This is a genomic window from Paraburkholderia ginsengisoli NBRC 100965 (assembly GCF_000739735.1).
GTDB classification, from domain to species: Bacteria; Pseudomonadota; Gammaproteobacteria; order Burkholderiales; family Burkholderiaceae; genus Paraburkholderia; species Paraburkholderia ginsengisoli.
Genome location: NZ_BBJF01000014.1, coordinates 84,238 through 107,579, shown reverse-complemented (window position 1 = coordinate 107,579; position 23,342 = coordinate 84,238). Strand labels below are relative to the sequence as shown.

22 protein-coding genes are annotated in these 23,342 nt (G+C 65.3%); 18 read left to right on the top strand and 4 right to left on the bottom strand.

Translation table 11 applies throughout. The features are described 5' to 3' along the window. Positions 1-146: 146 nt before the first annotated feature. Both BGI01S_RS21260 and BGI01S_RS21255 read left to right on the top strand, forming a co-directional pair. A complete protein-coding gene (locus BGI01S_RS21260; RefSeq protein WP_042328101.1) occupies positions 147-773 on the top strand; it encodes a glutathione S-transferase family protein in 627 nt (208 codons plus the stop codon). 142 nt (positions 774-915) lie between these two features. After that, positions 916-1,491 (top strand): Fur family transcriptional regulator, encoded by a 576-nt coding sequence (locus tag BGI01S_RS21255; protein WP_042327998.1) that lies wholly within the window; start codon positions 916-918, stop codon positions 1,489-1,491. A 146-nt stretch (positions 1,492-1,637) separates the two neighbouring features. On the opposite strand, the gene BGI01S_RS21250 is transcribed toward BGI01S_RS21255, so the two are convergent. Continuing rightward, positions 1,638-2,150, bottom strand: a complete 513-nt coding sequence (locus BGI01S_RS21250) for a response regulator (protein ID WP_042327997.1) — start codon at positions 2,148-2,150, stop codon at positions 1,638-1,640. 525 nt (positions 2,151-2,675) lie between these two features. Between BGI01S_RS21250 and BGI01S_RS21245 the strand changes: the two genes are divergently transcribed. Further along, positions 2,676-3,395 (top strand): ribonuclease activity regulator RraA, encoded by a 720-nt coding sequence (locus BGI01S_RS21245; protein WP_042327996.1) that lies wholly within the window; start codon positions 2,676-2,678, stop codon positions 3,393-3,395. Positions 3,396-3,446: 51 nt separating this feature from the next. Here BGI01S_RS21245 and BGI01S_RS21240 read toward each other — a convergent pair whose 3' ends face one another. Further along, positions 3,447-4,154 (bottom strand): TetR/AcrR family transcriptional regulator, encoded by a 708-nt coding sequence (locus tag BGI01S_RS21240; RefSeq protein ID WP_157004244.1) that lies wholly within the window; start codon positions 4,152-4,154, stop codon positions 3,447-3,449. 237 nt (positions 4,155-4,391) lie between these two features. Here BGI01S_RS21240 and BGI01S_RS21235 point away from each other — a divergent pair, with 237 nt between their 5' ends. The 3 genes from BGI01S_RS21235 (at position 4,392) to BGI01S_RS21225 (ending at position 9,029) form a co-directional block, all read left to right on the top strand. Next, positions 4,392-5,915, top strand: coding sequence for an MDR family MFS transporter (locus BGI01S_RS21235; RefSeq protein WP_157004248.1), 1,524 nt, complete (start codon positions 4,392-4,394; stop codon positions 5,913-5,915). Positions 5,916-6,327: 412 nt separating this feature from the next. Beyond that, positions 6,328-7,746: a hypothetical protein gene (locus BGI01S_RS30335; protein ID WP_042327994.1), complete on the top strand. Its 1,419-nt coding sequence runs from the start codon at positions 6,328-6,330 to the stop codon at positions 7,744-7,746. Positions 7,747-7,952: 206 nt separating this feature from the next. Then, on the top strand, positions 7,953-9,029 hold the full coding sequence (locus BGI01S_RS21225; RefSeq protein ID WP_042327993.1) for a TAXI family TRAP transporter solute-binding subunit: 1,077 nt from the start codon (positions 7,953-7,955) through the stop codon (positions 9,027-9,029). A gap of 37 nt (positions 9,030-9,066) precedes the next feature. On the opposite strand, the gene BGI01S_RS21220 is transcribed toward BGI01S_RS21225, so the two are convergent. Further along, positions 9,067-10,506: an aminotransferase-like domain-containing protein gene (locus BGI01S_RS21220; protein WP_042327992.1), complete on the bottom strand. Its 1,440-nt coding sequence runs from the start codon at positions 10,504-10,506 to the stop codon at positions 9,067-9,069. A gap of 114 nt (positions 10,507-10,620) precedes the next feature. On the opposite strand from BGI01S_RS21220, the gene BGI01S_RS21215 reads away from it, so the two are divergent. The 9 genes from BGI01S_RS21215 (at position 10,621) to BGI01S_RS21175 (ending at position 20,331) form a co-directional block, all read left to right on the top strand. Further along, positions 10,621-11,508, top strand: a complete 888-nt coding sequence (locus BGI01S_RS21215; protein ID WP_042327990.1) for a DMT family transporter — start codon at positions 10,621-10,623, stop codon at positions 11,506-11,508. Between the two features lie 102 nt (positions 11,509-11,610). Then, complete coding sequence (gene sapR / locus BGI01S_RS21210) at positions 11,611-12,537, top strand: sap1 transcriptional regulator SapR (RefSeq protein ID WP_042327989.1); 927 nt, start codon at positions 11,611-11,613, stop codon at positions 12,535-12,537. A 224-nt stretch (positions 12,538-12,761) separates the two neighbouring features. Then, the gene (locus BGI01S_RS21205; RefSeq protein ID WP_042327988.1) at positions 12,762-13,406 is read left to right on the top strand and encodes a GNAT family N-acetyltransferase; all 645 of its coding nucleotides are present in this window, start codon (positions 12,762-12,764) and stop codon (positions 13,404-13,406) included. Positions 13,407-13,451: 45 nt separating this feature from the next. Continuing rightward, positions 13,452-14,318: a MerR family transcriptional regulator gene (locus tag BGI01S_RS21200; protein ID WP_042327987.1), complete on the top strand. Its 867-nt coding sequence runs from the start codon at positions 13,452-13,454 to the stop codon at positions 14,316-14,318. Between the two features lie 369 nt (positions 14,319-14,687). After that, positions 14,688-15,683, top strand: a complete 996-nt coding sequence (locus BGI01S_RS21195) for a sulfonate ABC transporter substrate-binding protein (RefSeq protein ID WP_042327986.1) — start codon at positions 14,688-14,690, stop codon at positions 15,681-15,683. A gap of 165 nt (positions 15,684-15,848) precedes the next feature. Then, positions 15,849-17,447, top strand: coding sequence for a flavin-containing monooxygenase (locus BGI01S_RS21190; RefSeq protein WP_042327985.1), 1,599 nt, complete (start codon positions 15,849-15,851; stop codon positions 17,445-17,447). A 79-nt stretch (positions 17,448-17,526) separates the two neighbouring features. Then, positions 17,527-18,435: an SDR family NAD(P)-dependent oxidoreductase gene (locus tag BGI01S_RS21185; protein WP_042327984.1), complete on the top strand. Its 909-nt coding sequence runs from the start codon at positions 17,527-17,529 to the stop codon at positions 18,433-18,435. 67 nt (positions 18,436-18,502) lie between these two features. Next, positions 18,503-19,384 (top strand): metal-dependent hydrolase, encoded by an 882-nt coding sequence (locus tag BGI01S_RS21180; protein ID WP_042327983.1) that lies wholly within the window; start codon positions 18,503-18,505, stop codon positions 19,382-19,384. Beyond that, positions 19,381-20,331 (top strand): alpha/beta fold hydrolase, encoded by a 951-nt coding sequence (locus BGI01S_RS21175; protein WP_042327982.1) that lies wholly within the window; start codon positions 19,381-19,383, stop codon positions 20,329-20,331. Before BGI01S_RS21180 ends, BGI01S_RS21175 begins: the two co-directional genes overlap by 4 nt. Here BGI01S_RS21175 and BGI01S_RS21170 read toward each other — a convergent pair. Further along, positions 20,306-20,860 carry a putative glycolipid-binding domain-containing protein gene (locus BGI01S_RS21170; RefSeq protein ID WP_042327981.1) on the bottom strand — a complete coding sequence of 185 codons (555 nt, stop codon included), beginning with the start codon at positions 20,858-20,860 and terminating at the stop codon, positions 20,306-20,308. The two genes, BGI01S_RS21175 and BGI01S_RS21170, sit on opposite strands and share 26 nt — an antisense overlap. A gap of 251 nt (positions 20,861-21,111) precedes the next feature. Between BGI01S_RS21170 and BGI01S_RS21165 the strand changes: the two genes are divergently transcribed. From BGI01S_RS21165 to BGI01S_RS21155, 3 genes are all read left to right on the top strand, one after another. Then, the gene (locus BGI01S_RS21165; protein WP_042328098.1) at positions 21,112-22,059 is read left to right on the top strand and encodes an urea transporter; all 948 of its coding nucleotides are present in this window, start codon (positions 21,112-21,114) and stop codon (positions 22,057-22,059) included. 115 nt (positions 22,060-22,174) lie between these two features. Beyond that, a complete protein-coding gene (locus BGI01S_RS21160) occupies positions 22,175-22,951 on the top strand; it encodes a class II aldolase/adducin family protein (RefSeq protein ID WP_042327980.1) in 777 nt (258 codons plus the stop codon). A gap of 9 nt (positions 22,952-22,960) precedes the next feature. Next, complete coding sequence (locus BGI01S_RS21155) at positions 22,961-23,200, top strand: 4-oxalocrotonate tautomerase (RefSeq protein ID WP_084585445.1); 240 nt, start codon at positions 22,961-22,963, stop codon at positions 23,198-23,200. The last annotated feature ends 142 nt before the right edge of the window (positions 23,201-23,342 follow it).

The window sequence follows — 23,342 nt, the reverse complement described above, 5'->3', positions numbered from 1 at the left end:
CGGTGCCTCGTCGTAGTCGGGTGCGGTCATTGTACGCAACGCGACGCGTCGCAAGGGGCGCGCGACCCGCACGCATCGTGTATCGTTACTGGCTGAACGCCGCGCGCCGCGTGCGGCTTGCCAACCAAAAGAAAAGGATTGACCGGATGATTACGATCTGGGGACGGGCCAATTCGGTCAACGTCCAAAAAGTCTTGTGGTGCTGCGACGAACTCGTGCTGCCGTATGAGCGCATCGACGCCGGTCTGCAATTCGGCCGCAACAACGAGCCCGACTACCTTGCGATGAACCCGACGGGCAAGATCCCGACCCTGGTCGACGACGACTTCGTGCTGTGGGAATCCAACTCGATTCTGCGCTACCTGGTGCTGCGATACGGAGAGTCGAGCCTGCTCTATCCGTCCACGCCGACACAGCGCGCGAGTATCGACCGTTGGCTGGACTGGTCGCTGAGCACGCTGCAACCCGCCGAGCGTCCGGTGTTCTGGGCCCTCGTGCGCACACCGCAGACGCAGCGCGACACCGTCAAGCTCGCCGCCGACCTCGACGCGGTCAGCCTGCTGTGGCGCATGCTGGACACGCATCTGCAAGGACGCTTCTTTCTCGAAAGCGAGAAGTTCACGCTCGCCGATATCGTGATCGGCGCGTACGCGAAACGCTGGTTCGGGCTCGACGGCGTGGAGCGCGCGCCGCTGCCGAATCTGGAGCGCTGGTATTCGCGCATTGCGACGCGCTCGGGGTTCAAGAAGTATGTGGACTTTGCGCTGACCTGAACTGGCCTCACCGACGCGCGTGACAGCGCGGGTTGCGGTGGCGCGGCTACCTTCCCCACGGCCCGCGCCGCCGCCGCGACCGCGGCGGCACGGCACAGCGCACACGGCCACGGCGAGCGCCGCGGGCCCTTATAATCGACGGATGAAGACCGCCAAGCCCGCCGCAACCGCCGACCAGGCCACCTCCGCCCACGCCGCCCACGCCGCTCATGCGCACGAGCCGGCGCAGGCCGATTCGCAGGAAGCCGCGCTGACGCTCGCGGAAGAATATTGCCGCGAACGCGGCGAAAAACTCACGCCGATTCGCCGCAAGGTGCTCGAATTGCTGCTGAACTCGGGACGCGCCACCAAAGCCTATTCATTGCTCGACGAAATGCGCCAGATCCATCCGGGCTCGGCGCCGCCGACGGTGTATCGCGCGCTGGACTTTCTGCTGTCGGCGGGGCTCGTGCATCGGATCGAATCGATCAATGCGTTCACCGTCTGCCACGATCTGACGCAATGCCAGCACGGCATCCTCGTGGTCTGCCAGCAATGCGGCAGCGTCACCGAGTTGCATCAGCCGAAGCTGCGTCAGGCGCTAGTCGCGCAGATTCAGGACGCGGGCTACCGCCTCGCCAGCGATGAAATCGAACTGAAGGGATTGTGTGCCGCCTGTCAGGCGGCGGAAGCAGTCGCGGGCACCGGCGCCGCGACGCCGGTCGCTGCCGCGAAATAACGGCGCCCCCTGCGCTCCGGTTCGCGGATCGCGCCTTGGGTCGGCCTGCTCGCCGCAGCCGCCTTTCTTCCCGCTCTTCAAGCCCGCATGCGAACTCGCGGCCCACGTGCGCCACGAGCCCGCTGCCCGTTAAGCCGCCTGGCCGTTCATCCCGCCGCGCGGGCGTCGATCGCGTCGTGCAGCAGCGTCACCAGATCTTCCGGCAACGCGGGTTTGGTCATGAAATGCTGGAAACCTTCGCCGATACTGCGCAAGCGGTACGCGTCGTCGGTGTGACCCGTAAGCGCCACCGCGACCGATGGCGAGTGATCGCCGCGAATCTCGTGGTCGCGCAGCCGCTGGATCAGATAGAAGCCATCCATGGCCGGCAGGTCGAGGTCACAGACGACCGCGTCGGGTAACAACCGCAGCGCCGCTTCGACGCCTTCCTCCGCGTCCGCCACGGCGCAGACCTTCGCGCCTTCCGCTTCGAGTAACAAGGTCAGCGATTCCCGGCTATCCGGGTCGTCTTCTACGAGCACGATCGTGGCCTGATCGAGTCTCAATGCACCGTTCATTTTCTGTTGTTGCTCTATAAAACCGGTTAGGCCGCCAGACGTGGCCAACGTTTCGTTCTGTTGATTGCCGCCGATTTGCGCGGCTGCGATATTGCTGTCCATGGTTCCGACTCGATTTCATGCACCGAGTTGCACACAAGGGCCAACATTGTAGGACATGGCCCGAACGCAACCCGCGCACAGTAATGCGCCAAACTGCACGCCGATGAAAAACCGGCTCTCGGCCCGCCTCTCGCAAACCGATGCCGACACCCGATCGCCGTGGCGGCTCGCAGGAACCCCGTTCGTACGGCACTTCCCGCGCCGGCATCTTTTCGTGTATTCGAATTCTGTTGCGTCGCCGGCGAGAGGGTTAGGTTGGGCTCGCGCGGCGTGCACATTTATCTGCGTGGTAGCACGTGGCGTGCCTCGCCCTCGTCAAGCATGCGTCGCTTCATCCGCGCGGTACGTTCACGCCTCTTACGCGAGCGCTGACCGAGTCGGCGGCGTGATGTGCGGCGGCGCTATCATCGTGGGCGCGGCGACGGCTTGAGTGCGTTCGCCAGTGCCTTCGCGAGCGCCGTTGCCACTCCGCGCAACGCGCATTTGCCGACCACCGTTCCTGATTAACCGAGGCCAGCCGACACCATGTCCAATCTCGATTCCGCGACGCTCGAAGCGCTCCGCCATGTCAGCACCGCCACGCTGACCACGCAATTGTTCAAATGCGGCTTGCGCAATACGTTCATGCAAGGCGTTGCGCCGCTCGCTTCGCACAGCGGCGCGAATCTGGTCGGCCCGGCGTTCACGCTGCGCAATATCCCATCGCGCGAGGACATCGACGTGCTCGAACTGTTTGCGGACCCCGAGTACGCGCAGCGCAAGTGCGTCGAGACGATCCCGGCCGGTCATGTGCTCGTGCAGGATTGCCGCGGCGAGCGCGGCAGCGCGTCGTTTGGTTCGATCCTTTCGCTGCGTTTGCAGGTGCGCGGCGTGGCGGGCATGGTGTCCGACGGCCCGGTGCGCGACAGCACCACGATCGCCGCGCTCGGCATGCCGGTGTTCTGTGCGGGCGCGAGCGCGCCGCCCAATCTGATCCGCCATCACGCGGTGGATATCAACGTGCCGATCGGCTGCGGCGGCGTCGCCGTGTTTCCAGGGGATGTGATCGTCGGCGACGCGGACGGCGTGGTGGTGATTCCGCTCAAGATGGCCGCCGAGGTCGCGCAAGCCGCCGTCGAACAGGAACAGCTCGAAACGTTTTTGACGGAACGGATTCGCGAAGGCGCCGCGTTGCCCGGCACCTATCCGCCAAACGAAGCGACGAAGGCGGCTTTTGAAGAATGGAAAAGAAAGCGACAAGGCTGAAGCAGCACATCGCGTGACCGGGCGTGGCGCGTTACGACGCCTCGCCCGAACTCAATCGCCTTGCTTCGGCCCCACTCCCTGAAGCAGCAACGCAACCGCATGCCGCGCGATCTCCGCGCCGCCGATGTTCCGCCGCAAAGGATCGTTGCGCCACAGCTTCAGCGTGGCAAGCGGCAGAAGCGTCAGCCCCATCAGCGAGACGAACGCCAGCGCGGGCTCCAGCCCCGCGTTCAGACGCCCTTCCTTCTGCCAGCGTGCGATGGCCGCGAGCGACGCCTTCTGATGCGCGTCGCCGAAGCGTTCATGGATGCGCTGGCGCAGCAGGCCGCCGTCGCTGATCACCTCGCGCACCCACAGCGACGGAAACCACGGATGCTCGGTCGCCACCTGCACGAGCCGCTGCGTGAGTTGCGTGATCGCCGCAACGGGATCGTCGGGATTCTCCAGGAACGGCATGCCGAGTCCTGCGCGCAACGGCCCGAAGCGCTCCTCGACCAGCACGTCGAGCAGTTGTTCGCGTGTCTTGAAGTAGTAATGCATCATCGCGGGCGTGAAGCCCGCCTCGCGCGCGATCTCGCCGAGCGTGGTGTCGACGATGCCCTGCCGTGCGAACAGCGTGAGCGCCGCTTCGAGCAACCGGCTTCGCTGTTGCGTTCCGCGCGCGGCGCCCGTCGGCCTGCCCGGGCGACGCATCGGCGCGGCGGTGGTAGCGGGTGTGGCGGTTGCTTCAGTTGCGGTAGTTGCCGTAGTTGCCGTCATTGCGGCCCGCGTTGCCTCGTGCGAAGCCGCTTTCACCGCGCGTCTCGGCGTCCTGCTCGCCTTGACGGCGGCCGTGCCATGCGGGGATTTTTTCGCCGCGGCTTCATCTGACGGGGTCCTTGCCATTGCATTCCATTTGACGAGTGACACGATGTCGCATATATTAATCTCCGAATTAATTAATTTCAATGCCATGGTGCCATGGAACAATCGACCGCGACTCAACCCGCCAAGCGAATGCAGCCCGATTTGCAGCCTGACCCGCGCCCGGACCTACGGGCGGATTCGCCAGCCTCAGCCCACCCGCCGATCCGCCTGCTGTTTCCGGCGCTGCTGCTGGTCATGCTGCTCGCCGCGCTCGATCAGACGATCGTCTCGACAGCGCTGCCGACCATCGTCGGCGAACTCGGCGGGCTCAACAACCTGTCATGGGTGGTCACGGCCTACCTGCTCAGCTCGACCATCGTCGTGCCGCTGTACGGCAAATTCGGCGACCTGTTCGGCCGCAAGATCGTGCTGCAGACGGCAATCATCGTGTTTCTGGCCGGCTCCGCGTTATGCGGCGTCGCGCAGAACATGACCCAGCTGATCGTGCTGCGCGCGCTGCAAGGGCTCGGTGGCGGCGGCCTGCTGGTAGTGACGATGGCCGCGATCGCCGACGTGATTCCGCCGGCTGAACGCGGCCGCTACCAGGGCGTATTCGGCGGCGTGTTCGGTCTCGCCACCGTGATTGGCCCGCTGCTCGGCGGCTTCCTCGTCGAACATTTGACGTGGCGCTGGATTTTCTACATCAACCTGCCGCTCGGCATCATTTCGCTGATCGTGATCGGCGTGGTTTTCAAGCCCCACGTTCGTCACGTGAAGCACACCATCGACTACATGGGCGCCGCGTTTCTCGCCGGCGCGCTCACCTGCATCATCCTGTTCACGAGCCAGGGCGGCACGATCCTGCCGTGGTCGTCGCCGCAACTGTGGTTCACGCTCGGCATGGGCCTCGTGGCGATCTGGGGCTTCATCCACGAAGAACGCAGCGCGGTCGAACCGATCATGCCGCTCGAACTTTTCAAACAGCGCACGTTTTTGCTGAGCAGTCTGATCGGCTTCATCATCGGCGTGTCGCTGTTCGGCTCGGTGACGTTCATCCCGCTCTATCTACAGGTGGTGAAAGGCTCGACGCCGACCGAGGCAGGCATGCAGATGCTGCCGATGATGGGCGGCCTGTTCGTGATGTCGATGGTGACAGGCCGCGTGATCAGCAAGATCGGCAAGTACCGCATGTTCCCGATCATGGGCACCGCTCTTGTGGCCATCGCGATGATTTTGCTGTCGCGTCTGCAGATCGACACGCCGATTCATGTGATGTATCTCTACATGGGCGTGCTCGGCTGCGGCCTCGGCATGGTGATGCAGGTGCTGATTCTCGCCGTGCAGAACACCGTCGAGTTCAAGCATATGGGCGTGGCCACGTCGGGCGCGACGCTATTCCGTTCGATCGGCGGATCGATCGGCGTGGCCGCCTTCGGCGCGGTGTTCTCGAACGGTCTCGCCGCGCGCCTCGAAAAGCTGATTCCGCCCGACACCGAACTGCCGCATGCGCTGGGACCTGCCGCGATCCATCAATTGCCTGAAGCGCTGCGCAACGACTATCTGCATGCGTTCGCCGGCGCGCTGCATACGGTGTATCTCGCGGCGGCCTGCGTGGTGGTGCTCGCTTTCGCGCTCGCGTGGTTGCTGAAGGACCATCCGCTGCGCAAACACTGATCGTCGGTTGCGTTTTCTTCCGGCGCTTGATACAAGCGCTTATTGACGAGGTCGAACGCCATGGGCGTCGACCTCGTTCTTTTTTGGCCGCTACGCCGGCGCGCACTACCGCGCTGCAACACCGCCCGCCATCCAGTGGCGTGAAATAGCGCGCTCCCCTGCGCTCATTCGCCGGCATCCACACTGTTTCGTCGTACCTGGTAATGTGCGGTAGCGCACATAGGATAGGGGGGAACGTCGATTGACGTTACGTGCGAAACGCCACATATTGGAAGCACGGTATCGCAAGCGTGGGCTTGCGTTCCCCGACTCTCCGGCGCATGTGGATCGTGATTCCGCGGACAAGGCTCCAGCTTCAACACGATCCGGAACATGCCGTAATGGCATCGTTTTCCACAGGTGGGTCCACGGCATGTCCACCCAGACAGCACTCGGCCACAGTTTTCCTACGCCCTGCAAACGGTGCGGCGGTGCGCTGTACCGGCAAGTCGACTATTGCCCATATTGCGGCGCAGTGCATCCGCTCGAAGAAAGCATGTACAAGCGCACGCCGTTTCCCGGCAGCCGACCCGGCGCGATGAGTCCGCCCGCGCGGCAGTTCGGCGACGCGCAGGCTCTCCCCGACGAGGCCGACGCAACGGCTCACGCCGTGCATCCCGATGAGGCCGTACCTCCCGACACTGCGCGCCGCACGTCGCGCTTGCCCGCTCACACTCACGCACCGTTGCCGCCGTACGACGACAACGCACCGTATCCTCCGCGCGACACAGCCGCGGCGTTTCGCCGTGTGCTGCTCGCGATTGCGGCAGTTGTCGTAATCGGCCTGGCGTTTGTCGGCTACGCACTATTCAGTGACTACAACGACTCGGAAGATATCGTCGGTGAGCGGACTGCATCCGCCACTCACGACGCCACAACGACCACCGGCACGATCGCGCCATTCTCGCCCGCTCAGTCGAATCATCCGACCGCCGCGGTCAAGCCCTCGACACCGGCAACCGTCGCGAGGGTCGCGCCAGCCGCGCCAGCCGCGACCGTCGCACCGCCGGTGGCGGCACCATCTGTCGCGACACGGTCGGTCACCACACCACCCGTCGTTGCTGCACCCGTTGTTGCTGCACCCGTCGTTGCGGCACCCGTCGTTGCAGCACCCGTTGTCGCGCCCCCGGTCGTCGCGCCACCAGCCGTTGCGCCGCCCATCGTCGCGACACCTGTCAAACCCGCGTTGCAGTTCCGCGATGCCACGCAAGCGTTGCAATCGGCGCGGCTCGCGTTCCGCGCCAACAATCTGTCCGCCGCGCAAGCCGCGCTCGGCGCCGCGCTGGCGCTGCAACCCGGCGGCCGCGACGCGCAGGACCTGGCGGCCGAATTGCGCCCGCTGACCACGCGTCGCGATAGCGCGTTGCAGGCCGCGCAAACCTGCATCGCGCAGCAGTCATGGTCGTGCGCGCGCGCGCATGCCAACGAGGCGCTCACCATCGACACCGGCAACGACACGGCGAAAGGCATTCTCGAACGCGTGATTCGCGAGACCGGCTGGGCGCCGCTGAACCCGCACGCGGGGGCTGCCGTTCCGGCTCAAGGCAAGCCGCCCGGCCAGGCACAGACGGCCACGGCAACGCAGCAGGCGCAAATACAGACACCGTTGCCCCAGGGGATGCCGGCCAACAGCGAACTGTCCGCTGCCGCGCCGCGCGCCGGCGCGACGGGAACCGCCGGCGGCGCAACGAGTAGCCTCGACGCACGTGAACGCGCCATCAAGGATTCCGGTTGGACCCGCGCACCGTCGAATGGCGGCAAGGCTTCCGCCAGTGTGCCATCCAGCCAGTGACCCGAGCCGATGACAAATTTGTCTGGATACCGAAATACATAGCAGCACGGTGCGCCCATCGCACACATTAATGCGTGTGCTCTGAGCGGCAGCAGACGGACAAGGCTGTCGAAGCGCGTCGACCATAACGTGGCAACCGGCTCTCTTGCGCCTCACGCGTACTGACGCGCGAGGCTGTACAAACCTGACCGATAGGTGGATAGACCATGCTGAAGAGACTTCTTGCAGGATGGCTGGGGCTGGCGCTGCTCGTCGTATGTTCGCTGGCCGCCGGCGCGGAACCGGCGCACTACAAGATCGTCACCGGTCCCGAGCGCGGCACTTATATCCAGATCGGCCAGGACCTGTCGAAATGGGTGGCCCAGCCTGTCGGCATCGATCTGGACGTGGTGGCATCGAAGGGGTCGGCCGAGAATGTGCAGCGCATGCGCTTCGAGCCCGGCGTAAAACTCGCGCTGGTGCAGTCCGACGTGTACCAGGCCTACATCGACATGGCCAACGCCGGCAACCCTGACGCCGGCACGACGATCCGGCCGCTGCGGCTCATCATGCCGCTCTACGATGAAGAAATTAACGTCGTGGTGCGCGCGGATTCGCCGCTGAAAACGCTGGCCGACATCAAGGACAAGACCATCAGCGTCGGGCTGCTCGGCAGCGGCACCGCGCAATCGGCGACGACGCTCTATCACCTGATGTTCAACCAGCCGATTCCCGCGCAGAACGTTCAGCACCTGAGCAACGAAGACGCGCTCGCCGCGCTGATCGTGAAGAAGGTGGACGTCGCGATTATCGTCGTCGGGCAACCGGCGAAGCTGTTCAACGACATGAACCCCGAGCTGCTGCAACAGATCCGCCTGCTGCGCGCCGATCCCAACGCGCCCGAAACCACACGCGCCAAGCAGACCTACTTCCCCACCACGATCCGCACGACCAGCTACCCGACCTGGTTGAAGGAAGACGTCCCCGCGTTGACCGTGAAGGCCTTTCTCGTGACCTACGACTACGGCCTGCGCGATACGGTCGGCAATCTGAATCGCTTCGCCGACTCGCTGTGCGCGAACTTCGACACACTGCAGGAGCACGGCCATCCGAAATGGAAGCAGGTGAAGCTCGAATTGCCGACACTCGTGCGCGGCTGGAAATACTACGGCCCGGTCGAAAAGCATCTGCGTGCCTGCCTGACGAACCGCACCGCGGCGATGAACGCGACGGCCACCCAGGCCGCGCAGAAACCGCGCGCTACCTGCTCGGATCAGGAGCGTCTGCTGCTCCTGTGCAAGTAGCCGCCTGCTGCATCTGTGAACCGCGGGACGCGCGCGATCAGGCGCGCGCCCGCTCTTTCGCGTCCACGGCGGCGCACGCCTCCATCGCCCGTTGCAACGTCTCGTATACCTTCGGCCGATTGCATTGCGATACGTTGAAGCGCAGAAAACCCGCCGCCGATTGCGACGCGCTGAACACATTGCCCGGCGCGAACACCACGTTGTCGGCGAGCGCGTGACGCGCGATATCGGCGGCATCGAGCGAACCCGGCAGACGCGCCCACACGAAAATGCCGGCGCGCGGCCGCGTCCAGATAGCGAGGCCCGCATTGCCCAGACGCCTGACGGTCTCGCCCATCGCGTCGGCGAGCTTCGCGCGCATCGATTCCAGATGCCGGCGATAGGTGCCGTCCACCAGCATGCGATGCACGACGCTCGCCGCGAGCTGGCCGCTGCCGAATGACGTCGCCAGTTTCAGATCGATCAGCGGCTCGATCCATTCGGCTCGCGCGGCGATGTAGCCGCAACGCACCGCCGCGGACAGGGTTTTCGAAAAGCTGCCGATCGACACCACCCGCGCGAGTCCGTCGAACGCGGCGAGTCGCGGCGCGGGTTCGCTCTCCAGGTCGGCGAAGATATCGTCCTCGACGATCAGCAGATCGTGTTCGCCCGCGAGCTTCAGCAACCGATGCGCGACCGCCGGCGCGAGCGTCGCCCCGGTAGGATTGTGGATCGCCGAATTGGTCACGTAGAGCCGCGGACGATGCTCGCTCAACGCGCGTTCGAAAGCCGTCAGATCGGGCCCGGAAGGCGTGTACGGCACGCTCACGATGTGCACGCGATGCGCGCGCAGCAGCGCCTGGAAGTTGAAATAACACGGGTCGTCGATCAGCACGGTGTCGCCCGGCTCGAGCAGAAAGCGGCACACCAGATCGAGCGCATGCGTGCCGCCGTCGGTCAACAGGATCTGCTCGGGCGGCGCCTCGACGCCGTGCTGCGCGAGCCGCCATGCGAGTTGCTGACGCAGCGCGGGCAAACCCGCCGGGCTCGCGTAGTCGGTGAGGAGCGACTGCGGATCGCGCGCCACCGCGCGTAGCGCGCGGCGCACACCGTCTTCCGGCAGCCATGCGGACGGCACCCAGCCGCAACCGGGTTTCAGGACTTTCGCGCCCGCCTCCAGCGACTGTCGCGTGAGCCACAACGGATCGACCTCGCGATCCAGCCGCGGCCCGATATCGGCGAGCGCGAGCGGCGGCGCATGGCCCGACACGAAGAATCCAGAGCCGCGCCGCGCGACGATCACGCCTTCCGCGACCAGCCTGTCGTAGGCTTCCACCACGGTCGACTTCGATACGCCGAGCGTGTCGGTCATCGCGCGGATCGACGGTACGCGGGCGCCCGGCATCAGCGAGCGGCTTGCAATGCGCTCGCGCAAACTGTCCATCACCGTGCCGACCCGCGTGCCCGACGTGACCCGGCCACTCTCGCTTTCCGCCATCTGTACTGCTCCATGTTCGGTACAGTTTGTGTGAATTGTACTGATCTGTAGCTTACCGTTAACGGTGAAAAGTCGGATGCTATAGGTCTTTTCATGGGCATGGACTCTCTTCCGATGGACAAGACAACCAACGGCTGGCTCAGCGGACTCGCGGGCGTTCTGATTTTCAGCGGCTCGCTGCCGGCCACGCGGCTTGCCGTGCAAGGACTCGACCCGGTGTTTCTGACCGTCGCGCGCGCGACGATCGCGGGCACGCTCGGCCTGTTGCTGCTGCTGGTGTTTCGTCAGGCACGTCCCGCGCGTCGCGATCTGATTCCGCTGGTGGTGGTCGCGCTCGGCGTGGTGGTCGGCTTTCCGCTGTTGACGGCGCTCGCGTTGCGACATGTGAGTTCCGCGCACGCGGTCGTGTTCGTCGGCCTGCTGCCGCTGGCCACCGCGATCTTCGGCGTGCTGCGCGGCGGCGAGCGTCCGCAGCCGGCGTTCTGGCTGTTCTCGGCGCTCGGCAGCGGCGCGGTGGTCGCGTTCGCGCTGCGTCACGGCATCGACGCGTCGCCGATCGGCGACGCGCTGATGCTGGGCGCGATCGTCGTCTGCGGGCTTGGCTATGCGGAAGGCGCGCGGCTGTCGCGGCATCTCGGCGGCTGGCAGGTCATTTCGTGGGCACTCGTGCTGTCGCTGCCGCTGATGCTGCCGCTCGCATGGTGGACCCGGCCCGCTTCGTTCGACGGCGTGAGTCACGCCGCGTTCTGGGGGCTCGCCTACGTGTCGCTCTTCAGCATGTTGATCGGCTTCGTGTTCTGGTATCGCGGCCTCGCGCTCGGCGGCATCGCGGCGGTCGGACAGTTGCAGTTGCTGCAGCCGTTCTTCGGATTGCTGCTCGCCGGCCTGCTGCTGCATGAGCAGGTGCCGCCGGCGATGGTCGTGGTGACCGTCGTGGTGGTGGCATGCGTGGCGGGCGCGCGGCGTTTCTCGCGAACCGCGCCGGTGCGGCCGGCGGTTTGAACGGCGCGCCTCGCACGGTCGGCGTCATGCGCATGGACGCTTGCCGCCGGTCGACTATGTCATCATTCCGATGATCGACCCACCACCGCGCCGCGACTTACGATGCCGACCGCTTTTGCTCAAACCGTCGAAGCCCGCTTTGCCGAACTCACCCCGACCTCGAAACGCGTCGCCAGCTACATGCTCGCGAACCTCGACCGGCTCGGCCTCGAAACCGCCGATCAGATCGCCCAGCAAGCCGGCACCAGCGGCATTTCGGTCGGCCGCTTCCTGCGCAGCGTCGGCTATCGGAATCTCGACGACCTGAAGCGCGAATTGCGCGGCGCGCAGGAGCGTCCGTGGCTGATCACCGACCGGCTCGACGCATTCCGCCGTACGGCCGCCCAAAGCGATCAGAACGGGCAAGGCGGCCAGGGCGACCGGACCGGCGAAGCCGCGCCGCACGCACACGCGCCCGTGGCGCAGCAAGCGCTTGCGCATTCGCTCGAACTCGAAATCGGCGCGATCCAGCATGTCTACCAGCTTGCGCAGACGCCGCTGTTCGCCCGTGTCGCGGAGCGCATCTCGAACGCCGACGCGGTCTATATCCTCGGCATTCAATCGACGCGCGGCATCAGCAACGCGTTCTATAGCTACCTCGAATACATCCGGCCGCGTGTGTTCTATTCCGACGGCATGTCGGGTTCCTACGTCGATTCGCTGAACTCGGAGTTCAAGTCGCCGTATCTGATCGTCACCGACACCCGCGCGTACTCGAAGGTCGCGCGCCGCTATTGCGAAGCGGCCACGCGCCGCGGCCTGCCGTTCGCGCTCGTCACCGATATCTATTGTCCGTGGGCGCGCGATTTCGACGGCGACCTGCTGCAGGTGAAGACCGACGTCGGTCAGTTCTGGGACTCGCTCGCCCCGCTCACCTGCCTGTTCAATCTGCTGATCTCGGCGATCGTCGAACGGCTCGGCCCGGGGATCGACGAACGCGTGGCGCGGAACCGGCAACTGCAAAGCGAATTCGATCAGTTCGATTTGTGACGCACTTCAGTGCCCAGTGCCCAGTGCGGAGCCATCGAATTGAACGCGTGTGCCGCGCCGTCGAAACTCGCTGGCATCGCCCGCTAACGACGCGAGCGGATGTGCTGCCCATTTGCTGTCATCACCCGCCACGCATCACGCGATTTTTGACTCGCTTCAAATCGGCGCGCGCGGCGCGCATAGTAAGCGTTTCATCGAACTCACCTGCCACGACAGGAACACGTATGAGCACGACCCGCCCCACGCCTTCCGCATCCCGGTCCATGAGCACATCAACGGACACACTCGCGGCCCCGCCAATCCGCGACGCCACCGAAGCCGATCTCCCCGCGATTCAGGCGATCTACGCACATCACGTACTGACCGGGGTCGCCTCGTTCGAAGAGACCCCGCCGTCCGTCGATGAACTGCGCAAGCGGCTCGCGTCGGTGCGCGCTCACAGGCTGCCGTATATGGTCGCCGAGATCGACGGCGAAGTCGCCGGCTATTGCTACGCGACGCCGTACCGCCCGCGGGCCGCATATCGCAACACCATCGAAGATTCGATCTACGTGGGCGACGCCTATCGCGGACGCGGCCTCGGACGCGTGCTGCTGCAGGCGCTGATCGAACGGTGCGAAAGCGGACCGTGGCGCCAGATGATCGCCGTGATCGCCGATAACGGCAGCGGCGGTTCGTTGTCACTCCACACGCAGTTGGGCTTCGAACTGACGGGCACGCTGAAGGCGGTCGGATTCAAGCACGGCCGCTGGCTCGACACGACGCTGATGCAGCGCACGCTCGGACGCGGCAACACCACCGTGCCGGACGATGTCGCCGGGCGCGCGACCGGAGACACCGGCGGGGACGCAAGCAGGGAACGCGGCTAGGCACCGCGCTGGTGAGGCCCGAGGCCGGCGCGTTAAAATCCCTCCATGTCCAAGAAGCCGCCTCCCGCTCCGCCCTCGCCTGCCGGTTCCGTCGAGCCGGCCAGCAACGTGCCCCGCGCCGAATACACCGTCGACGAACTCGCGCGCGTCACCGACACCACCGTGCGCAACGTGCGCGCCTATCAGGATCGCGGCCTGCTCGCTCCGCCGGAAAAGCGCGGCCGCGTCGGCGTGTATGACGACTCGCACGTGTCGCGTCTGAAGCTGATCAATCACCTGCTGACCCGCGGCTACACGCTCGCGAACATCCAGGACCTGATCATGGCGGTCGACGAAGGCCACGACCTTCGCTCGATCCTCGGGCTCGAAACCGCGATCGGCGGACGCTGGTCGCGCGAGCGGCCGAAGAAATACTCGCTGGTCGAACTGCTGCGGATGTTCGGCGGCAACGCGTCGCCGGGCGTGCTTTCGAAAGCGGTCGATCTCGGTTTGCTGGAACGCGACGGCCTCTCGTTCGTGTCGAGCAATCCCACCGCGCTGGCCGCCGGCGCGACCATGGCGAAGGAAGGCATTCCACTGGCCGATCTGCTGGACGCCGTGAGCATCGCGAGGCCGCATTTCAATGCGGTCGCCAAAGCGCTAGTCGATCTGGTGGTGCATCAACTGGACCGCTACGACGCCGACGCGCTACCGCCGCCCGCGGACGTGCCCGTGCTGGTCGACGCAATCTGGCGCTTGCGGCCGCTGGCGAACGTGCTGGTCGAAAGCGAAATGAACCGCGCGCTCGAAGAAGCGTCCGGCGATTATCTGGGCGATCGCACGGCTGCCATCATGGAAAAGAAGCTTGGCCATCCGGCGGACAGCCCGTCCACGCAGCGGGCGAAGACGAAGAAGAGCAAAGCCAGGAAGTAAGGCTGGGGCCGGGGTTTGCGTGCATGCGTGGCGCGTTTGCGTGGCGGTATTCGCGCTTGAGCCCGTGCCCATGCCCATGACTGTGCTCGCGCGTGTGTCCGTGCGTGTGGCCGCCCCGGCGTCCGCCCTTCTTTCCGTTTGATTCGCGACGTGCATGCGCCAATACAGCGCCCTCTTCACACTCGCACGTCATATTCAAATCTGGATTGCTTCGTTTGAGCAGCGGGACGTCCATGCGACGATCCTCGAACGTCGCCGCAACGTGTTTCCCGCCGCGTCCTCCCCACGCGCGCGCTCCTCGCGCGGCGCGGCGGACCGCGCGACACACGTCCGGCGCACACGTCAATCGACTGCAATGGAGATCGCCGGATGGCACGTCACCCTCGTTTCCCGCACCACCTCGCCGCCGCATTGCTGGCTGCTTTCACGACCGTGAGCGCTTCCGCGCAGAGCGCGGGCGGCAACGGCGAGCCGGGCAAAGTATTGCGCATCGGCTATCAGAAATCGGGCTTGCTCGCGGTGCTCAAAGCACAAGGCTCGCTCGACGAGAAACTCAAACCGCTCGGCTATACCGTCAAGTGGTTCGAATTCCCGGCGGGGCCGCAACTGCTCGAAGCGCTGAACGCGGACAGCGTCGATTTCGGCTCGACCGGCGCGCCACCGCCGGTATTCGCGCAAGCCGGCGGCGTACGTTTCGTGTATGTGGGTGCGGAGCCTTCGGGACCTCACGCGGAAGCGATCCTGGTCCGAAGCGATTCGACGCTGCGCAATGTCGCCGATCTGAAGGGCAAACGCGTCGCGTTGCAGAAGGGCTCGAGTTCGAACTATCTGCTGCTCGAAGCGCTGAAAAAGGCTGGCCTGCAGTACGAAGATATTCGTCCGGTGTACCTGGCGCCCGCCGATGCACGCGCCGCCTTCGAAAGCGGCAGCGTCGACGCATGGGTGATCTGGGATCCGTACTACGCGTCCGCGCAACAGGCGCTCAAGGCGCGCACGCTGGTCGACTACGCGCAGCTCAACAGCCCGTACAACTTCTACGAAGCGACGCGCGATTTCGCGCAGCAACATCCCGACGTGATCGGCGCGATACTCGGGCAGTTGCGCATTGCCGGCCTGTGGGTCAACGGCCATCCGGTGGAAACCGCCGCGCTGATCGCGCCCAAGGTCGGCCTCGATCAGAAGGTCGTCGAGACGTGGGTGCGCCGCTATCCGTACGGCACCAGCGCCGTCAATGACGAGATCGTGCGCTCCCAGCAGGTCGTCGCCGACGCGTTCTACGGCGCCCACCTGATCCCGCAGAAAATTACCGTGAAGGACAACGTCTGGCAAAGCCCGGTCGTCGCGGCGGCACTCGCCACGCGCTGAAGCGTTGGCGCGTACAGCGCGCCGGCCTGTGAAGCGCGCGAGGCGCCGTGCCGACGCGCGCCTAGAGTCGGGCGTCTAACCGGCGTCTTGCGTCATCCGTTCCCAGCCTCTATGGTTACATCAACCAATGTAACAGTTAATAGAGTCAAAATGGAGACGGATCGGATGAACGCACGTATGACGCCGCATGACGCCGCGCCGCCCGACGCCGGCGCCCCCGTCGAAACCGACATTGCCATCATCGGCTCCGGTTTTGCGGGCCTCGGCATGGCGATCCGGTTGCGGCAAGCCGGCATCACCGATTTCATCATCGCCGAAAAGGCCGACTCGGTCGGCGGTACGTGGCGCGACAACCACTACCCCGGTTGCGCATGCGACGTCCAATCGCACGTCTACTCGTTTTCGTTCGCGCCGAATCCGCGCTGGACCCGCATGTTCGCGTGCCAGCCGGAAATTCGCGCGTATCTCGAAGATTGCACGCAGCGCTTCGGCGTGCAGCGTCATCTGCGCTTCGCTCATGAACTCGCGAGCGCGGTCTACGACGACACGCGTCACCGCTGGCAACTGACGTTCGCGAACGGCCAGCAATGGTCGGCGCGCGTGCTGATTTCGGGCATGGGCGGCCTGTCGCGGGCGGCCATGCCGAACATCCCCGGCATCGAAACGTTTCGCGGCAAGTCGTTTCACTCACAGCACTGGGACCACGGCTGTCCGCTGGACGGCAAACGCGTCGCCGTGATTGGCACAGGTGCGAGCGCGATCCAGTTCGTCCCGCAGATCGCCCCGCGTGTCGCGCATCTGGATCTGTTCCAGCGCACGCCGCCGTGGATCATGCCGAAGGCCGACCGTCCGGTGACGCCGCTCGAACAGTGGCTGTTCAGGCACCTGCCGTTCACGCAGAAGATCATGCGTTCGGCGCTTTACTGCATGCTTGAATCGCGCGCGTTTGGCTTCGCGATTCATCCGTCGCTGATGAAGACCGCGCAGAAAGTCGCCGAGCGTCATCTGCGCCGACAGGTGCCCGACCCGCAACTGCGCGCCACGCTCACGCCGGACTACACGATGGGCTGCAAGCGCATCCTGATTTCGAACGACTACTTCCCTGCCGTTTCCCGGCCGAACGTGTCGGTGACGACCACCGGCATCGCCCGCATCGAAGAAGACGCGGTCGTCACCACCGACGGCGTGCGCCATCCGGTCGACTGCCTGATCTTCGGCACCGGTTTCCAGGTGGCCGATCCGTTTCCGGCGGGCGTGGTGCGTGGCCGCGGCGGCGTCGATATCGTCGATACGTGGCGCGACGGCGCGCATGCGTACCTCGGTACGACATTGCCTGGTTATCCGAACTTTTTCATGATCGTCGGCCCGAACACCGGTCTCGGCCATAACTCGATGGTGTTCATGATCGAATCGCAGGTCGAATACATCCTGCGCGCGCTGAAAATGATGCAGGCCGAGCGCACCGCCGCGATCGAAGTGCGCCCGCAGGTAGAGCACAGCTACAACGAACAGATCCAGCAGAAGCTCAGCCGCGCGATCTGGTCGACGGGCGGCTGCAAGAGCTGGTATCTCGATCCGAAGACCGGCAAGAACACCACGCTGTGGCCGGGCTTTGCGTACAAATTCCGCCGGGCCACCCGCACCTTCAGCATGGCCGACTATCTCGCGTATTCGCCCGTACCGCAACCTGGCGCTCAGCCGGGCACGCAGCCGCTCACGCAGGTTCATGACAGCGCCGCCGCGACGTCGGCGCAGACATCCTGACGACGCATCGACGAGAGCACAAGCAACAACCATAACGACAACGACAGCGCACCGTTCAGAGAGGACAGGAGATAAGCCGATGAACAACTTTACCGACAGGGTAGCCGCGATCACCGGCGCGGGTTCGGGCATGGGTCGCGCGCTCGCGATTCAACTGGCGCGCGAAGGCTGCCACCTCGCGCTCGCCGACCGCAATGCGACGAGCCTCGCCGAGACCGAGCAACTGGCGCGCGCCGCTGCGCCGCACATCGTCGGCTCGCCGTTGAACATCACGACGCGCGTGCTCGACGTCGCGGACCGCGCGGCGATGTTCGCATGGGCCGCCGAAACGGCGCTGCGGCATGAGCGCGTCAACCTCGTGTTCAACAACGCGGGCGTGGCGCTGTCGAGCACCATCGAAGGCATGGATTACGCCGATCTGGAGTGGATCGTCGGCATCAATTTCTGGGGCGTGGTGCATGGCACGAAGGCGTTCCTGCCGTATCTGAAAGCGTCCGGCGCGGGACACATCGTCAATACGTCGAGCGTATTCGGCCTGTTTTCACAGCCGGGCATGAGCGGCTACAACGCGACCAAGTTCGCCGTGCGCGGCTTCACCGAAGCACTGCGCCAGGAACTCGACCTGATGAAGTGCGGCGTATCCGCGACTTGCGTGCATCCGGGCGGCATTCGCACGGGCATCGCGCAGGCGAGCCGGATTGCGCCGAACATGGTCGGCTTCATGCTGGAGAACGAACAGCAAGGCAAGGACGACTTCGAGAAGTTTTTCATCACCACCGCCGACGACGCCGCGCGCGTGATTCTCGACGGCGTGCGCAAGAACAAACGGCGCGTGCTGATCGGACGCGACGCGCGCGCCGCCGACTGGCTCGCTCGCATGTTGCCGGCTGCTTACCAGGCGCTGGTCGTGATGCAAACGCGGCGACTGAAACGCGTCGCCGAAAAGCGCGCGCGCCGCGCCGCTCAGGTCGACGGCAAACGCGCGTGATGCGCGCGATGCGCTCCACTCACCCCGCACGCTCAGTCGTGCGCCCAGAATCACAAGGAGAAAGGCCATGATGCCGGTTCGCCGCGACGTCCGCTTCAACCTGCCGCCCGAACGCGCATGCGACTGGCACGCGCAAGGCCCGTACGTGACGCATTTTTTCAACGCGCTGTCGCTGCTGTTCCCGGCTGGCGAACGGTTCTTCATGGACAGCGTGCGCAACTATCGCGACCGCATCGACGACCCCGAGTTGAAGAAGCAGGTGCTCGGCTTCATCGGTCAGGAAGCGATGCATACGCGCGAGCACATCGAGTACAACGACCTGTTGCAGGAGGCCGGCCTGCCCGCGCACAAACTGGACAAGCGACTGTGGGCGGTTCTCAACTTCTTCCGCAAGGTGCTGCCGGATTCGTATCAGCTCGCGATCACCGTCTGCCTCGAACACTACACGGCGATGCTCGCCAACCTGCTACTAGAGGACGCGACGCGCATCGGTGGATCGGTCGAAGGCTATACGCAGATGTGGACCTGGCATGCGCTGGAGGAAACCGAGCATAAGGCCGTTTCCTATGACGTCTGGAATACCGTGCTCAAACCTGGGCTCGGCCGCTATCTGCTGCGCACCGGCACGATGCTCGCCACCACCGTGACGTTCTGGCTGATCGTGTTCGACTTCCACGTGCGTCTGCTGATCGCCGATCGCAAACGCGGCGGCCATTTGCGCGGCATGTGGCGCATCGTCAAGTATCTGTACGGTCCGCGCCACGGCGTGTTTCCGCGCATCGCCGGGGAATGGCTGAGCTTTTTCCGGCCCGGCTTCCATCCGTGGGATTACGACAATCGCGCGCAACTGGCGAGGATCGACGGACTCGTCGCCGCGATCGACGCCGCCAACGCCATCACCCCGAGCGCTCGCAAGGCCACGCGGCGCGGCGTGCAGGCGAGCGCGTGATACGCGACGCGCTGTCGGTCGAGACCGGCGACGTACGGCTCGCGGTCTACGTGAGCGGGCCGCGCGACGCGCCGCCGATCTTGCTGGTGCACGGCTATCCGGATTCGGCACGGGTGTGGGAGCCTGTGCGCGCGCAACTCGATACGCGCTATCGCGTGATCGCTTACGACGTGCGCGGCGCGGGCGCTTCCGACGCGCCGGCGACGCGCAACGCGTACCGTGTCGATCGACTCGCCGCCGATCTCGCCGCGGTTGTCGATGCAACTTGCGGCCCGCAGCCCTTCCATCTGGTCGGGCACGACTGGGGCTCGATTCAAAGCTGGGAAGCCGTCACCGATCCGGCGTTCAAAGGCCGTATCGCGTCGTATACGTCGATCTCCGGACCATGCCTCGATCATGCATCGCTCAACCTGCGCGGTGACGACGCAACCGACCCGCAGCGCAAAGCGGCAAAACGTCCGTTTGGCCGCGGCGTGCGGCAAACGCTCAAGTCCTGGTACATCTTCTTCTTTCATCTGCCGTGGCTGCCGGAACTGGTGTGGCGCGCGGGCGGCGTACGCATGTGGCCGCTATGGCTGCGCCTGACCGAACGCGTGCGCCCGGCTCACGATCCGGCGCAGATGCGCAATGCGATCAACGGTCTGAATCTGTATCGCGCGAACTTCATCGACAAGCTGCTGCGGCCGCGCGCGCGTCGTGCGCACGCGCCGGTGCAATTCATCGTGCCGCTGCGCGACCGTTATGTCGGGCCGGAACTATCGCTCGGATTACACGGCTGGCTCGGCGCCTACGAACGCCACGAGATCGATGCCGGCCACTGGGTCGTGCTGCGTGACCCCGCGTTGATCGCGGCGAGCATCGAACGCTTCGTCGAACAGCATCGAACCGGGCACGGCGACCCGGCCGCGTCCACAGCCGCGCTCAACGCGCGCGCGGCAGACGCGTGAACAGCGTCGGATAGTCGATCACGAGGCCGTCCTCGTCCACCTGCATGTTCGCAGTGAAGTTGCGGAAGATGCCTTCGTAGCGATACTCGCGCTCGAACGCGACGCACGAATACGCCTGCTCCACACGCGTGACCTGCAAATCCGGCGTCGAGATATACGCGACCGAAATCGGCTGACGCTCGCCTTCGGCCAGTTGCAGGCGGCGGATCGGCAACGTATTGGTGAACGGCGTGGCCGCTATATCGATGTCGATACAGCCTTCGAGTGCGCTCAACACGAGGCCGTGGCCGTCGCGCCAATGACCCGCGCCGTCGCCGTGCAATTCCAGTTCGCCACCGCCGACGATCTTCAGCCACGCATGACGCGTGCGCCATTGCGCGTCGCCGCGCACCGTGTAGTGCAGCCCGTACGCGTTGCCGTAGCGCTGGCCGACCACCACGCTCTCTACGGCGAAGCCGTCGTCGTGCGCGTCGAACGTCAGGTGTTCGATGCCGTCGCCCTCTTCCGATGCCCATCGTAGTTCACGCATCAGCCTGTCTCCTCGCGAAGCGGCGCAGCCCGCGCACCGGGCTCTTATCGTAGCGCGAATGCTTGCACGTCGGCGACGGCGTGTGCGTCGGGCACAGGTGTCGCGACGCAAATAGCCACTATCAACGCGCGGCGATGCCTATGGCGGTCTGGCTGGCCTATGCTCGCGGTTCGCAGTCGAGCAGGACGCTGACACTCACGCTGCGAACTCCCGCCAACCCCATCGACATTCAACCGAGCCGCCGTTCAACCATGCACGCCGCCGCGACCGACGCCCCATCCGACGCCTTGCGCACCTTGTTGCGCAGCCTCGGCCAGATCGTCCTGCAAGCGAATGCGTTCACCGGCGCGTGTCTGCTCGCCGCGTGGCTGCTGGCGAACCCGCGCCTCGCCTGCGCGGCGCTGATGGGTGCGGTCGCGGCTAACGTGAGCGCGTTGCTGGCCGGCTATCGCGACGACGACACGCGCGCCGGACTGCACGGCTTCAACGGTGCGCTGGCGGGTCTCGCCGCCTTCAGCTTCATCGCCGACGCGCCGACCGCCGTGGCCGTCGCGATTCTCGGCGCGACGGCCACGGCATGGCTCGCGGGGCCGTGGTCGAACTGGTTGCGTGCGCGTGGGCTGAGCGGCTTATCAAGCCCGTGTTTGATCGTGACGTGGCTCTGGTTGCCGATGGTCACGAGCGGCGCACAGCCAACCGGCGTGGCCCCATTGCTCGCGTCGGGCGCGGCCCAATGGAGTAGCGGCGTATTCGCCGCGTTCGCACAAACCGTCTTTGCCTCCGACGCATTGCCGGGTTGCCTCGTGCTGATCGGCATCGCCGCCGCATCGCGCCGGCATGCGTTGGGTGCACTGGTCGGCGCGACGCTCGCGAGCGCCGCGAATCTGCTGCTCGGCGCAACCTCGAACTCGTTCGACGCCGGCCTGTCAGGATTCAACGGCGCGCTGACCGCACTCGCGCTGGTCGATAGCGGGCTCGCGTGGATGCTCGGCGGCGTGGCCGTTTCGGTCGCGCTGCAAGCGGCGGCCACCCGCTTCGGCTGGCCTGCGATGACGGCGCCGTTCGTCCTCGCGACGTGGTGCATGCAGTGGCTCAGGCAGCGTGTCATACGCGGCGCGCTCGCAGCCGGACATGCAGGACCGGCACAACTTCCGGCTGACCGAAGCCCGCTCCCGCCGCACGCCTCACGCACGAATTGACACGCTGCGGTAGCATCGCGCGCAGGTTTGCACACGCTGACCACATGTAGCATCAAGCATGCATCACGCAGCATCCGGCAAACACGATGCAACCCACGCAACTGAGGAGCCAGTCATGTCGTTCACTCACACCCCGGCCGGCCGCGTCGCCGAGTCCGGCCCGCTCCCGGACGCGGAGCGGCACACCCGCGTCGACCTGGCCGCCGCCTACCGCCTCGCGGCGCTTAACGGTTGGGACGATCTGATCTACACGCATATCTCGGCGAGCGTGCCCGGCGAACCCGGCCATTTTCTGATCAATCCATTCGGCCTCGCGTTCGACGAAGTGTGCGCGTCGAACCTCGTGAAGATCGATATCGCGGGCAATATCATCGGCGCCAGCGATCATGCGGTGAACGCCACCGGCTTCGCGCTGCACGCCGCCGTCCACGCGGCGCGCGCCGACGCGTTCTGCGTGATGCATCTGCACAATACGGCGGGCGTGGCGGTGTCCGCGCAACCGGCGGGCTTGCTGCCCGCTTCGCAACACGCGTTGCGCTTTTACGGCCAGCTCGCGTATCACGACTACGAAGGTCTCGCGTTCAGCGCGGCCGAAGGCGAGCGCCTCGTCGCGAATCTCGCCGACAAACCCGCGATGCTGCTGCGCAATCACGGCACACTGACGGCCGGCCGCACGGTCGCCGAAGCCTACGTGCTGATGGCCACGCTGCTGAAGGCCTGCGAGATCCAGTTGCAGGCGCAGGCATGCGGCGCGCAACTCGTGGTGCCGGACGACGCGGTCGCCGCACGCACCGCGGAACAACTGTACGACGGCGGTGCGATCGAAGGCGCGCTCGAATGGCCTGCGCTGCTGCGCAAGCTCGACCGGCTCGATCGCGGCTATCGCGACTGAAGCCGGTCCATGGCAACGCCATCTACTTCTATTTCATTACTCAACGAACGGAGTCACACCATGCCCACGTTTCATATCGAACTCTTCGAAGGCCGCTCGCTGGAACAGAAACGCCAGTTCGTCGAAGCCATCACCCAAGCGACTTGCGAATCGCTCGGCGTCGAACCGAACTCGGTGGACATCATCCTCACGGACGTGAAGCGCGAAAACTGGGCGACGGGGGGACGTTTGTGGTCGGACGCCGAATAGCGGCTCAAGCGCGCTAGTGACGTTCATGCAGTAGAAATGCGCTGGAGGGACCAACGCGCGCGAGGCCGCGAAGGCCCCGCACCGCTGAAAAGTTACGCACATTGCGCGCGTAACTGTTGTTGCTCTACAACGCATTTTTTCG